Here is a 12,364-nt window from a genome sequence, read left to right as displayed (position 1 = left end):
TCCACCTAGGGCCATGAAGGCGCAGGGGAAGAGTAGTAAACCAGACCAACCGATGAAGACGAAACGGTCTCTTTTGAGCCAGTCATCGAGAGCATCAAACAGCCCTCTTTCTGGGGCGCGTCCGACAGCAATGGTCATGGGTATTTTTCCTCTTGCTTAACTGAAATCACGGGCAAGATTTCTTAACTTTTTTGAGTCTGGGATTACTCCCATTGTCTTATAAGATGGCGCGATCGATTGACTGGATTAGCTTAACTAAACTAGCTGCGATCGCTCGTTAATCCTCACAAACTGTAAAAGATTAACGTTTCTTAAACTAGCACAAGCTAGACAATAATTTCGAGTTCGGTAAGACTTTGGTTCCTTGCGGCCTCTATCTACCTTTAACTATTATTAGCAAAAAATTACAAATCTATACAACTTGACTCATAATTGATTTTTTATACACACAAAAACTTTTTTGTCAATGAGTATTTATATTCATTTTTTTAATTGATCGCCATTCCCAATCCTCTAGGGGTTGCTCTAGCAATTGACAATCAAAGCATTCCTCGGCGGCGGTTTTCAGGGTAGCGATAATTGTCTCTAGGGTCAAATCTGGGGCTAAATTGAGCTTTTGAGGGGCAGCACTGGCGAAAACTTGCTCAAACAGCGAATTATCTTGCTCTAACACCATCGAACCATGTTGGAGAACCGAGGAACCCCGTTGCAGTTGGGCGCTCCCAATAAATTTATTTCCCCAATTATCGACTAAATCCGCACCGGTGGCTGTACCGAAACAGTTAGCAGAATGGATATATCCCCGGCCGGCAGCACCGTAGGACAATTCTAGACCGAGATTTTGCCAGCCTGTGATTAAAAATTGACAGATTTGACAGTAAACTTTCCTAACATTCCCCTTCATCCCCGAATTTACCACCATATAAGTCAAATCCCCCTGATGTAGTACGGCCCGGCCACCAGTAGGACGACGAACTAGGGAGATTTTTTGACCTTGCCAAGTCAAATCACGCCAAAAATCGGGATATTGCCGTTGATGATAGCCCAAGGAAATAGCCGGGGGCGACCATTGATAAAAACGCAGAGTCGGGGGATGATGACCACAACGGTGTTGTTCTAGTAACCAAGAATCGATCGCCATTTGTAGCTCTGCCGATGAGATAATTGGAGGGATATAACGCCAAATTTTAGCTGCCACCAAAGGATTCTCGTAACATTTCATCATTATTATCTGCTACCGTCGCCACGAGAGTAATTGCTCGGGAAATCTCCCCGGGAGACAAATCGGCCACCGTACGCTGAGAAATCACCACCACCTGCTCATTCATAATGGCAAAATGAGATTCAAAGGTTTCGGCACAATTCATCGCTAATAACTTGCGGGTTAATCCCAATTCATCCTGAACAGGCAATTTCAGCACAGAAGACCACACCGTGAGAAAATCATCATCGCTTTCCCCAGTTAACTGCACAAATACCTCAACGCTACCATACTGGAACTTCCACAGATAACCTTTTTCTGTATGTTGTACCATAGCAGTATCATTCTGCTGCAGAGTAGAAATAACCATTTCAATCATTTCTTGGTGACTGCTCGTACTAGCCAGAAATTCATCGGTCATTGACTCTATTGCTTCTGAAGTCGCTAAACTTTCTGTGGTCATAAAAATTCCCTGAACTCGATCGATCACAATCTTATCCCAAGAGAAAAGTAAAAAGTCAAAAAAATCGGGGAAAATACTGGTTACAACCCAGCACTGACGATATTTTTCAGCAGTCTGGATGGTAGAATATTGATTGCTGGTCTGTACCTGAACCAGAAGCCAGTATCATTACCTTGCCACCAAATTTCAGAAAAGAGGCTCTCAAAATGTCCTTGGCTGAACTCAAATCTCAAATCCAGGAACTTTCAAAAATTGACAAGCTGCGACTAATGCAATTCTTGGCCACTGAGCTTGTCAAAGAAGAGAACGGAGACTTTTTTGTAGAAGGTCAAGAGTACCCAATCTGGTCTCCCTATGGCTGTTCTGAAGCGGCCAACACCTTAATGAACCTTCTGGCTACAAAACAAAAAGAACAGAATGCTTGATGGTCAAAAATTTCCCTACAAAATTATTGACACCAGTTCCAGCATGGTTGACCGAATGCCATATGTGCCTATAACGCTGGGTCTGAATGGGCGCTCCTTAAACACCGAAGGTTTGATTGATACGGGAGCAAGTGTCAACGTTCTACCCTACGAGTTGGGCCTACAACTAGGCTTTATCTGGGAGAATGAAAATCTTTCGGTTATCTTGGCTGGGAACTTAGCCCATTGTCAAGCTCGTGCCGTCGTTGTTGAAGGCCAAGTTAACCCATTCCCCACCGTTAATCTAGCATTTGCCTGGACTCAAGCTCCTAGTACACCTTTAATTTTGGGGCAGGCTAATTTCCTTTTTGAGTTTGATGTTTGTTTTTCCCGTTCGCAGTCTGAATTTGCAGTTCGCCCCAGAACGGTTGTATAAAAAGGGGTGAGCTACGGTCTAACTATCCGCTTGCACAGCGACCGTATGAAACTCATTAAGATTTTAGCTAGGTGGACAAGCTTCTAGCTTGATTTCTGGGGAAGTCTGCGGAACGATAACCGAACAATCTCTAATCCCAATTACTCAAAATTTTATGAAGCATTTGAGTAAACACCTAACTTGATCGATGACAATGGCTCTATCCCGTTCTAGCTGTCAATAATTATGCAAAGTCTTTTTCAACGTTCCCTAACTGAGACCAATTCTGGGGAAGAAGATACCCGTAGTCGTATTCTACAGGCCGCTTTACGTTTATTTGCCGCTAAGGGTTATGAAGGAACCACGACCAAAGACCTAGCAGGAAAAGCAAATGTGGCAGAAGGAACTTTATTTCGTTATTTTCCCAACAAAAAGGCGATTTTAATCGAAGTGGCCACTAGGGGATGGGTGGACATTCTCACCGACTTGCTGACGGAATTGAGCGAAATGGGCAGTTATAAAGCGGTAGCGCAGGTGATGCGACGTAGGGTGTTGAGAATGCGAGAAAATAGCGATTTATTGCGAGTTTGTTTTATAGAGGCACAATTTCACCCCGAATTAAAAGAGCGGATTCAATCGGAGGTAATTGCTAAAATGACCGATGTGGCTGAGGCTTTTTTTCAAACAGCGATCGATCGTGGTATCTATCGTCCCATGAATCCGAAAATTGTAGCCCAGGTTTTTCTAGGAATGTTCGCAATTGCCGGTTTTTCTAGTGAAACTATTTTAGATAGTAATGCTTCCCCCTTAGCTTTACAAGAAATGGCCGAAGGTATTGCCGAAATTTTTCTGAATGGAGTGTTAGTTAAGTAGTCGTGCAAAATTAATTTCCTAGTCGAGACTCCGAGACTCCGAGACAGCTAATCTAAGGATAGGCGGTTAAAATCCTTTTTAGCTTACTTAAGTAGGGTTTACGGCAAAAAGTTTATTGGTGGGGTTAGGAGTCGGTCGTCAGGAGTCAGTAGCCGGTCGTCGGGAGGGGAAGTAAGAATAACAGAATGACCTCTTTAACTTAGACAATGGTGAAGTAAAAGTCGTTAACAATATCCCAGAATTACTCGAATTATCTATAGATAATCCCAATAAATTTAAAGAACACATGGACAGAGGAGATTTTGAGCGTTGGCTGGATAATATAGAGATAGGAGAAACAGAACTAGCAAATATAGCTCAGGCAACTCGAGAGAAGAATGATGATGAGCGCCTACATTATTTTCTCAGAGAATGCTGTCTAGTCTTGATTGAGAGAAACCCTTAATATTTCCTAACAAAAACTTGATTTGATCGCCAACTACCTGCAAGATAAAGAAAGAACGAATGAGATAGGAATTTACAAGGGGATAAAAATTAAAATCTTTCTGATTTCAAGCTACCAACGACCAGCGCTAGTCACTGATAACTGATAACTGAAAACTGAAAACTGAAACCTGATAACTGAAAACTGAAAACTGAAACCTGATAACTGATAACTGATAACTGATAACTGAAATGACTCGATCCTATTTTGCTACCACCGCTAGGGGACTAGAAGAAATTGCCGCTAGGGAATTAGAATTCCTAGGGGCCAAAGAAGTGAAACCAGTATTCACCGGAGTCCATTTTCAGGGGGATATCTCCCTACTCTATCGAGTCAATCTTTGGTCAAGAATTATTTTTCGGGTTTTGGTTCCCATTGCCGAAATTCCCTGTGGGGATGGGAAGGAACTGTATGATGGTATTCAAGCCATTGATTGGCGAGATTATCTCAGCAGTGAGGAAACTTTAGCGGTACAATGTACGGGAACGAATGATCGCCTCAATCACACCCATTACACCGCTTTAAGCATCAAAAACGCTATTATCGACCAACAGCGTCAACAGGGCAATCCCCGTTCTTTTGTGGATACAGAAAACCCCGACCTGCAAATTAACGCTCATATCGAGAAAAATCGCTGTGTGCTTAGTTTAGATAGTTCTGGCCACAGTTTACATCGTCGCGGGTATCATCGGGCCATGGGAGTCGCACCTCTGAAAGAAAGTCTTGCCGCTGCTTTGGTAGAATTATCAGCATGGCAGGATGATATGGTGCTTTTGGACCCTTTCTGTGGTTCGGGAACCATTGTCATCGAAGCGACGTTAAAAGCTTTAAATATTGCCCCCGGTTTATCCCGTTCCCAGTTCGGATTCCAGAAATGGCCAGACTATCAACCGGATTTATGGCAATCTTTGCTTCAGGAAGCTAAAGAAAAACAAAAATTTCAGCTAAATGCGCCAATTTATGCTAGTGATGCCGATTACGAGGTTTTGCATCAGGCCGAGGATAACGCCTATTTTTGTCAAGTGCAGGACTATATTAATTTTAGCTTGCAAAGCATCACCGACTTAGAACCGACGAGCGATCGAGGGATTATTCTCTGTAATCCCCCTTACGGCAAAAGATTGGGCAATACCGAAGAATTAGGGGCCTTATATAAATCCTTCGGTGATGTCTTAAAACAGAGGTTTAAGGGTTGGACAGCCTATATTTTATCGGGAAACAAAGAACTGACTAAACAAATCGGTCTGCGTTCTTCCCGTCGCACTCCCTTGTATAACGGTTCTTTGCCCTGTACCCTCTTAAAATATGAGTTGTATTAAGCTAAGACGCATTTAAGCCGCTTATTCTTAGATTAGTCGAATCTCCCCCCATCCCTTTACTCTTGCCTCTTGCCTTTTGCCTCTTGCCTCATCTCAACCAGTAATTTAAATTCGCGGGCAGTTTAACTACATCAAAACCTTGAGACTGTCAAGAGCTAAATGAACATTTTGACGAACTGAGGCAGCGGAAGTGTGTAGATCCAGACGTTCAGCATCGGTCAAACGCACTTCCAGAATACTTTCCACACCCCGACATCCTAGGCGACAGGGAACCCCCAGATAGACATCCTGTAAACCGTATTCACCCTTAAGATAGGCTGCCGCCGGCAGTAAACGGGATTGATTTCTCAATATCGTCTCGACCATGGTACAGGCAGAGGAAGCAGGGGCATAATAAGCGCCGCCAGTTTGCAGTAATTTGACGATTTCAGCCCCACCGTTGCGAGTTCTCTCCACTAAACGATTAATCGTTATCTCGTCCATTAATTCGGTAATCGGCACACCACTGACGGTACAGTAACGGGGTAGGGGCAACATTAAATCACCGTGACCACCCAAAACCATAGCATGAACGTCGGCGGTACTAACCCCCAATTCCATGGCGATAAAGGTTTGTAAACGGGAAGAATCGAGGACTCCGGCCATTCCCATCACTCTTTGGGGGGGTAAACCGGTCGATTGCCAGACTAGATAGGTCATCACATCCAGGGGATTAGTGATGACAATAAAAATGGCTTCCGGAGAATACCTGAGGCATTTAGTGGCGGCCTCGACGACAATTTTGGCGTTAACATTCATGAGATCATCGCGACTCATGCCCGGTTTTCTGGCTAATCCGGCCGTAATCACGACAATATCCGAGCCTGCCGTGTCTTCGTAGTTATTAGTGCCGATAATCTCGCTGTCGTGCAGTTCTATACCCTGAGCTTCCATCAAATCTAGGGCAATACCCTGGGGCAAACCATTGACGATATCGAGGAGAACCACATCGGCGAGGTTTTTTTCGGCGATGCGTTGGGCCAGGGTGCGTCCGACGTTGCCAGCACCAATAACCGAGACTCGGGGCGATTGACAGGGGATGAGTGTATCGTAGAAGTCAACCATGGTTTATGGATGAGGCAATTCCTCATCAGGCGGGTTCCAGTTGTTCGAGCTTTAGCCACACACTGGGGGTGGGAACACAGAATTTAATCAAAGCATAATCATCTTTTACATCCAAGACTTCTGCTGTCGAGTCGAACATATAACTGGGTAAACGGCGATCGCTGGCTAGGGCTTCGAGGCTATTTTCTAGGTTTCCCGTCACCACGCGGACTAAAGCTCCTTTCTTAATTGTAGCTGCCATGTTTTTCTCGTTGAATTTGCTGGGAGTTTCCCCCATAAATTGTTACATATTCGGGCAGACCTCTGACAAGAGCTTTTTTCAGTCATCGGTTTACTGATGACTAATACCAAAGGCCGAATCTAAAACCTAATTGGTTAGGCTCAAAGCTTTGATGTACTTAGGTGGCTGGTTATAATTAAATTAAAAATGGATTTTAGGTTCGATCCCCCCCCTTATTAAGGAGGGTGCCGATCCCCCCTTAGTCCCCCCTTAATAAGGGGGGCATCTGAAAGTTTTCAATACCTACCTACTTAGTTTTTACCCTTGTTTTTAGGTGGGAGAATTGCCAGATTCTTTCTTGTGCATGAGTGCCTGTCGCCCCTTGCCTTTAGAAACTAATAACTGATTCCGGGCTGATGGCTTTTTGGCTTAAGATAAAGTTTAGCCCTCGATCGAGTTCTCGTGTTTTCATGGTTTTACAACTGCGCGTCTATGTTCCCGAACACCCTCTGGTTAAGCATTGGCTGGCGATCGCCCGCGATCAAAATACCCCCTCGGTACTGTTTAAAACAGCGATGACGGAACTAGGGCGCTGGTTAACCTACGAAGCAGCCAGGCAATGGTTGCCGACCCTGGAAACTAGCGTTAAAACCCCTCTAGCGGAATGTCCCGCTACTTTTATCGATCCTAGCGTACCGATCGCCGTAGTCCCGATTTTACGCGCAGGATTAGCCCTGTTGGAAGGGGCGCAAAGTCTTTTACCCCTAGCTAGTACCTATCATCTCGGTTTAGCCAGAAATGAGGAAACCCTGGAGGTGAGTTGTTATTTAAATAAATTACCGGCTAGTTTTGATCCAGCCACGAGAGTGTTAATTCTGGAACCGATGTTAGCCACGGGGGGATCAATTTCAACGGCAATGGCAGAAATTACCAGCAGAGGCGTTGATCCTGCCCTAATTCGCCTGATTTCCGTGGTGGCTGCCCCGCCGGCTTTACAGAAATTGAGTCAGAATTATCCCAGCTTGAACATCTATACGGCTATTATCGATGAAGGATTAAATAGCCGCGGTTACATCGTGCCGGGGTTGGGCGATGCCGGCGATCGAGCTTTTGGAACCTATTAGGAGAAAAATGGATTATGAGTCAGCGAGATGGGTTTGCGGGCGGTTTTTTGGCTGGTGCGATTGTCGGTGGTTTAGTGGGCGGTGTTTTGGGGACAGTGTTGGCTAATCGCAGCCGTCGCGCTTTAGCAGATGGTGATAATCAGTCTTTTTTGGAGGAGATCCGCAATGGGCGCTTGACTCCAGAGGAAGGTATGGAAATGGCCCGCCGCAGTTTAGAAGATAAAATTGCCCAGTTAAATCTAGCGATCGATGATGTGCGTCAACAGTTAGGATCGGTACAGGAAAACGGCAGCGATCATTAAATAGGGTTGGCTGAATAAATCTCAAAACCTTTATATAACTTTGAGTTAGGGATAGGTATAGCCGCTTCTTAAAAGTTGCCAAACATTAATCAAATCAAGGAGAATTTATTCTCAATTATCAAAATTGAGACAGTTTGTGCCGCTTAAATAAAGAGATTTTGATAACTAAATTAAAGCATATCTAAAGAGTTTTGAGTTAAGAGTAAAACTTCAAGTTTTCATTCAGAATATAGCGTTTCTTAAGCTAGTGAGGTACACCTATTCTTCTTTCCTTTCGTCTAAAGCCCATAACTTTTGTACCTCAGCAGACTGAAAAAAGCTATAGTTTAAGAGTCATGAGAAGAAAAACATGGGGAAAAAAAGCAAAAAAAAAGTTAGCGGACAAAGAAGAGGTGGTCGAGTAAATGGGATGGGAGGAGTGAGATATTCCGATAAAAAAAGATTCGTAGAATTCATCAAAAAAGGAAATTGAGAAACTTTTTATGAAGTGGTAAAAGTTTTTTATACAAAAATCATTAAAGAATGGGTGGAAGCGGGGAATAAAGAGGAGGATTTTCGAGAAAAGGGTCGAAAGATTGTCCTGATTCTCGATAATGCTAGTGTTCACAAAAAAACGGATGTTGTTGGTAAAATTGCTGAAAATATGCCCAACTTAATTTTAGAGTGTTTACCCGCATATAGCCCAGATTTAAATATCATTGAATTGCTCTGGCACTCGACAAAAGAATTTATCGCTCATCGACTTTTTAAATCAGTTGAAGAATTAGAATCTCTTTTACATCAACTTTATAAATGAAGGAGGTCTAATTATTAAGTGGGATCGCAAGTTGAAAAACAAGGGTAATTCTGTTAACGCAATTTAAATTACGAACAGCTTACTGCACACTTAAAACTCAAATCTGATAACTGATAACTGATAACTGATAACTGATAACTGATAACTGTCTTACTCGGCCTTTACCAAACCCTGAGAGCGAATACAGGCCTGTTCCCAGCGACAATCGGGATTAACTTCCACTGGTTTGAGTCGCGCCCAGATTTCGCCTTGATCATCGGCATAAAAACTATCGATAATAGCAGGAATACGAGTACCAAAAGGTTCAGTAATCAGGACAGAATCGGTCAGATTAAATACTTCGCCATTAGCTCCCGTCGCTTTTTCGATGACGGGAATTTCTGCTTTGGGAATCGGTTTTCGGAATGGAGGAGCCGAATCGAAACGGGGACGGAGAGGAGATTTTATCTCACTACTGGCTGATTTTACCGTTTCCTCGGCTGGTTTTTCCTCAATTATTTCTGGAGGGGTTTCTGGAGGTTTGGGGGGTACTGCAGCCCTAGAACCCTTTTTAATAATTTGTAGAGGTTGTAGGGGAGGAGTGGTTTTAATTGGCTCTTCGGGAGGTTCAGGGGTGCTAGGGGTTTTCTTCGGGGGACGTGGCATGATACGACAAGGAAAATAAAAACTATAGGATTATTGAAGCATATCGAGCCGCTAACCCGCTCGACCAGTGCTTGTGTCAATTTTGCTGTGGCTAATTCTTCCCTGGATCCGGGCCAGATACCCCGCACTATAGCTATCTAGGAATTAGTCGATTCCCCTCTCCTCTCCAACTTATTGAAAAAACTTCTCATTAAGTATTGACAAAAATTCCTAATAAGCTTATGGTTATTTATAGTGTTCTCCTCTTAAGGATCGGCAGTGGAACCGCGCGGCAGTCTCTAACAATGCGGTTCCCATTTTTTTTTGGAACGATAGAAGGCTTTTAACGTCTCTAAACTTCTAGGTTTCCTCATCCTTTGGCTTTTATGAACGATAATTCCGACCTGTACCTCGATCATCTCACCCATGCGGATACTGTCATCACTGCTGAAATTGTCGAGCATGAGAGTCAATCAACAGATGAGACAGATTGGGCAGCTCTATCCTCTCATTTACGTCAACAAAATCAAGAATTACAAGCGGAGATCTGGCGACGGGAGCAAGCTCTGGCGGAACTGCGATCGCGGTTAGCCGAGCAACATCGTCGCTGGCAAAGTTGCGATACCCTAATCCAGCAGCAAAACGAGGAACTGCAATACGAAAAGCAACAATTACAGCGAGCTTTAGGAGAAATCGAACAGTATCGTCAAGCAGAACAACGGCAACCGATGATTATTGCCAATTTGACCGCAGAATTGACCCGCACGCGCCAACAATTAGCCCGTTTAGAGCGAGAATGTGCCTTAATTCAGGAAAGTTATCAGGAAAAAAGCCAAAAACTGTGCAACTATGACCAGCAATTGCAGGAATTACGCACCCGTCTCCAACGTCAGCAACGCTACACCCTCCAGTATAAAGCGGCCTTGGCCCAGTATTTCCAGCGCGGTAGCGATCGCAATTTTTCCCCAGATTTAGCCATTGTTGACAAGGCAGCTGCGATCGAGCCTTGGTCTCAGACAGAGAATCAAGAAAACGATGAAGTGGCTCCCATCGATGATTTTGTAGCGGAATTAGAGACTATTGAGCCAGTAGAATCCTTAAATAAGAAAGACAGGGATTGGCCCGCACCTATCATCTCTCCTTCCCCGAAATATTCCTCTTTTCGGGTTGATTTGCCCACTTTTATTAAATATCGCCAAGAAAAAGATAATTCCTGAACAACAGAAAGAGAGCCGGCGACTGTCCATGTTTCGTCTCGGCTCTCTATTCTGGTTCGCTCCTCACACTAATTAAAATCTATCATAAGCTGATGGTTTTGTCCACTAAATTCACAAAAGTTAATATTTTTATAGTTCCGTCATCGGCAGCAGTTGCCATTTTTGACGGAGAAGACGGTTAAGTAGTTTTTGACTGACGCTAATCAGGATTAATCTCGATTGCTGAATTGGGGCTGATTCTCCGATAATGCGACAGTTACGCTCAAAATTGAGCATCGCTTCGCACAAATTCGCAGTTAGGGGATAGAGTTTCTGGCCTTCCCAACAATCGCAAACGGTTAAAATTTGCAGGATTAAGGCTATTTCGGCGGGATGATGCCATGATAATAGTTCTGACTCGGTTAATCTAATTTTTTCCCGATTGAGCAGTTGTAACAAACTAGAATAGCGAGCGTGGGTATATTGAAATAAAAAGAAAAATTCTCCTTCGGGATGGAGAGGAAGCTGATCAGAGAAAAATTTATCAATTGAATCGTTTAGTTTCAGTAACCAAAAGGACAAAAATTGCTGATCTAATAATAATTCTAGCCATCCTTCCCTAAGCTGAATTTGTGGAAAAAGGGCGATTAAATGGTTAAATATGGTTTGACATTGAGCGGGTGTAAAATAATAAAACAGAGGTGAACGATAGAGGATACTATCAGTTTTTTGGCAACGATAGAAAGTTAATTTATGGTTTTTTTCTGGAAAAAGATTAATTAATTGTTGTTTTAAACAATGCTCGATCGAGGGGTGATTGCAGATAAAATTCATACTCAGAAGGGTAAACGTAGTTGCGTGCGCCCAAAACGTCCTCTAGATATTTCCACCAAATTGAGATGCACCCAAATTATCCCTATTCTTCTTCCTTCCACATAAACACCAGAAGAGCCAGTTTTCGGATATTGTAGTAGATATCTATGGGAGAAATCCAGATATATAGCGTTTCCTAATCTAGTGAGGTACACCTGTTTTTCTTCTCCTTTGCCTTTTGCCTCTTGCCTTTTGCCTAAAACCCATAACTTTTGTACCTCAGCAGACTGAAAAACGCTATATTCTAGAACGCGAGGTGTGGAACCTGACGCGATTGCCCATAAAAATGCCAGGTTTTTGAATGTGGACTCGTTGAACCAAGAATCCCGAAGCGCTTAGTGGGATGCGATTATCAATCGGATTCTCTCAGGAAACCCGCTTTCTAAATTGCAGTAAGATTGAGGGCATAGTATGGCAATTTCGTAGGCGATGAAGGCAGCGGCAGTTATTGAGCAGTACAAAAACGGGCGACGGGATTTCCGGGGGGAATCCTTGCGGGGTGGTAACTTTCGCGGTGCGGACTTAACAGGGGCGGATTTCAGTGGTTGTGATATACGCGGGGCAAATTTTAGTCGGGCGAATTTGACGGGGGTGAAGTTTGCGGGGGCGAAGGCGGGATTGCCGAAGCGGTGGCTGATGATTTTGCTGGGGTTGGCTTTGGTGTTAATTGTGGTTTCGAGTTTTTTTTCCTCCGCAGCCGCTTATCTGGTGGGCTTAATTTTTGATTCATCCAGTACAGAAAATCAAGTTGCTGGTTGGTCAATCTTAATTCTTCTCATCTGTTTTTGCGCTGTCACTTGGCGTAAAAATATTTTGGCCGGAGCCCTAGCCGTAGCCCTAGCCGTAGTCTTCGCCGTAGCCCTAGCCGTAGCCCTAGCCCTAGCCGGAGCCGTAGCTGGAGTCCTAGCCGTAACCCTAGCCCTAGCCGTAGCCAGAGCCGGAGCCGGAGCCGTAGCCGGAGCCGTA

15 protein-coding genes and 2 pseudogenes are annotated in these 12,364 nt (G+C 43.9%); 9 read left to right on the top strand and 8 right to left on the bottom strand.

What is annotated here, in order from left to right; genetic code table 11:
• The 3 genes and pseudogenes from PN470_RS03925 to PN470_RS03915 form a co-directional block, all read right to left on the bottom strand.
• A pseudogene (locus PN470_RS03925) lies at positions 1 to 138 on the bottom strand (photosystem II D2 protein (photosystem q(a) protein)); the annotation flags it as partial.
• A 325-nt stretch (positions 139 to 463) separates the two neighbouring features.
• Positions 464 to 1,225, bottom strand: coding sequence for a lipoate--protein ligase family protein (locus PN470_RS03920; RefSeq protein WP_002778839.1), 762 nt, complete (start codon positions 1,223 to 1,225; stop codon positions 464 to 466).
• A complete protein-coding gene (locus PN470_RS03915) occupies positions 1,188 to 1,664 on the bottom strand; it encodes a YbjN domain-containing protein (RefSeq protein WP_002738440.1) in 477 nt (158 codons plus the stop codon). Before PN470_RS03915 ends, PN470_RS03920 begins: the two co-directional genes overlap by 38 nt.
• 206 nt (positions 1,665 to 1,870) lie before the next feature.
• Here PN470_RS03915 and PN470_RS03910 point away from each other — a divergent pair, with 206 nt between their 5' ends.
• The 4 genes from PN470_RS03910 to PN470_RS03895 all read left to right on the top strand — a co-directional run bounded on the left by PN470_RS03910 (position 1,871) and on the right by PN470_RS03895 (position 5,159).
• Complete coding sequence (locus PN470_RS03910) at positions 1,871 to 2,089, top strand: hypothetical protein (protein WP_002747030.1); 219 nt, start codon at positions 1,871 to 1,873, stop codon at positions 2,087 to 2,089.
• Positions 2,082 to 2,504 (top strand): hypothetical protein, encoded by a 423-nt coding sequence (locus PN470_RS03905; protein WP_016516458.1) that lies wholly within the window; start codon positions 2,082 to 2,084, stop codon positions 2,502 to 2,504. Before PN470_RS03910 ends, PN470_RS03905 begins: the two co-directional genes overlap by 8 nt.
• Positions 2,505 to 2,729: 225 nt before the next feature.
• Positions 2,730 to 3,356, top strand: coding sequence for a TetR/AcrR family transcriptional regulator (locus tag PN470_RS03900; protein WP_002747032.1), 627 nt, complete (start codon positions 2,730 to 2,732; stop codon positions 3,354 to 3,356).
• A 675-nt stretch (positions 3,357 to 4,031) separates the two neighbouring features.
• Positions 4,032 to 5,159 (top strand): THUMP domain-containing class I SAM-dependent RNA methyltransferase, encoded by a 1,128-nt coding sequence (locus tag PN470_RS03895; RefSeq protein WP_002750967.1) that lies wholly within the window; start codon positions 4,032 to 4,034, stop codon positions 5,157 to 5,159.
• Between the two features lie 126 nt (positions 5,160 to 5,285).
• Here the strand turns inward: PN470_RS03895 and mdh are convergent, their stop codons facing one another.
• Both mdh and PN470_RS03885 read right to left on the bottom strand, forming a co-directional pair.
• Positions 5,286 to 6,263: a malate dehydrogenase gene (gene mdh / locus PN470_RS03890; protein ID WP_271937076.1), complete on the bottom strand. Its 978-nt coding sequence runs from the start codon at positions 6,261 to 6,263 to the stop codon at positions 5,286 to 5,288.
• 25 nt (positions 6,264 to 6,288) lie between these two features.
• Entirely contained in the window at positions 6,289 to 6,504 is a 216-nt protein-coding gene (locus tag PN470_RS03885; RefSeq protein ID WP_036397110.1) for an NAD(P)H-quinone oxidoreductase subunit O, read from the bottom strand.
• Positions 6,505 to 6,953: 449 nt separating this feature from the next.
• Here PN470_RS03885 and upp point away from each other — a divergent pair, with 449 nt between their 5' ends.
• From upp to PN470_RS03870, 3 genes and pseudogenes are all read left to right on the top strand, one after another.
• Positions 6,954 to 7,607: a uracil phosphoribosyltransferase gene (gene upp, locus PN470_RS03880; protein WP_016516455.1), complete on the top strand. Its 654-nt coding sequence runs from the start codon at positions 6,954 to 6,956 to the stop codon at positions 7,605 to 7,607.
• A 14-nt stretch (positions 7,608 to 7,621) separates the two neighbouring features.
• Positions 7,622 to 7,909, top strand: coding sequence for a hypothetical protein (locus PN470_RS03875; RefSeq protein WP_002750958.1), 288 nt, complete (start codon positions 7,622 to 7,624; stop codon positions 7,907 to 7,909).
• A gap of 311 nt (positions 7,910 to 8,220) precedes the next feature.
• A pseudogene (locus tag PN470_RS03870) lies at positions 8,221 to 8,772 on the top strand (IS630 family transposase); the annotation flags it as partial.
• 83 nt (positions 8,773 to 8,855) lie between these two features.
• On the opposite strand, the gene PN470_RS03865 reads toward PN470_RS03870, so the two are convergent.
• Positions 8,856 to 9,350: a hypothetical protein gene (locus tag PN470_RS03865; protein ID WP_002778834.1), complete on the bottom strand. Its 495-nt coding sequence runs from the start codon at positions 9,348 to 9,350 to the stop codon at positions 8,856 to 8,858.
• Between the two features lie 365 nt (positions 9,351 to 9,715).
• Between PN470_RS03865 and PN470_RS03860 the strand changes: the two genes are divergently transcribed.
• Positions 9,716 to 10,546 carry a hypothetical protein gene (locus tag PN470_RS03860; RefSeq protein ID WP_002751676.1) on the top strand — a complete coding sequence of 277 codons (831 nt, stop codon included), beginning with the start codon at positions 9,716 to 9,718 and terminating at the stop codon, positions 10,544 to 10,546.
• A 129-nt stretch (positions 10,547 to 10,675) separates the two neighbouring features.
• On the opposite strand, the gene PN470_RS03855 is transcribed toward PN470_RS03860, so the two are convergent.
• A complete protein-coding gene (locus PN470_RS03855; protein WP_272103727.1) occupies positions 10,676 to 11,359 on the bottom strand; it encodes a DALR anticodon-binding domain-containing protein in 684 nt (227 codons plus the stop codon).
• 2 nt (positions 11,360 to 11,361) lie between these two features.
• A complete protein-coding gene (locus PN470_RS03850) occupies positions 11,362 to 11,553 on the bottom strand; it encodes a hypothetical protein (protein WP_271937065.1) in 192 nt (63 codons plus the stop codon).
• 274 nt (positions 11,554 to 11,827) lie between these two features.
• Between PN470_RS03850 and PN470_RS03845 the strand changes: the two genes are divergently transcribed.
• On the top strand, positions 11,828 to 12,364 hold a 537-nt coding region (locus PN470_RS03845), incomplete at its 3' end, for a pentapeptide repeat-containing protein (RefSeq protein ID WP_272103725.1).

The organism is Microcystis sp. CS-574, from assembly GCF_028329095.1.
Classification (GTDB): domain Bacteria; phylum Cyanobacteriota; class Cyanobacteriia; order Cyanobacteriales; family Microcystaceae; genus Microcystis; species Microcystis ichthyoblabe_A.
This window is presented reverse-complemented; position numbering and strand designations above follow the sequence as displayed.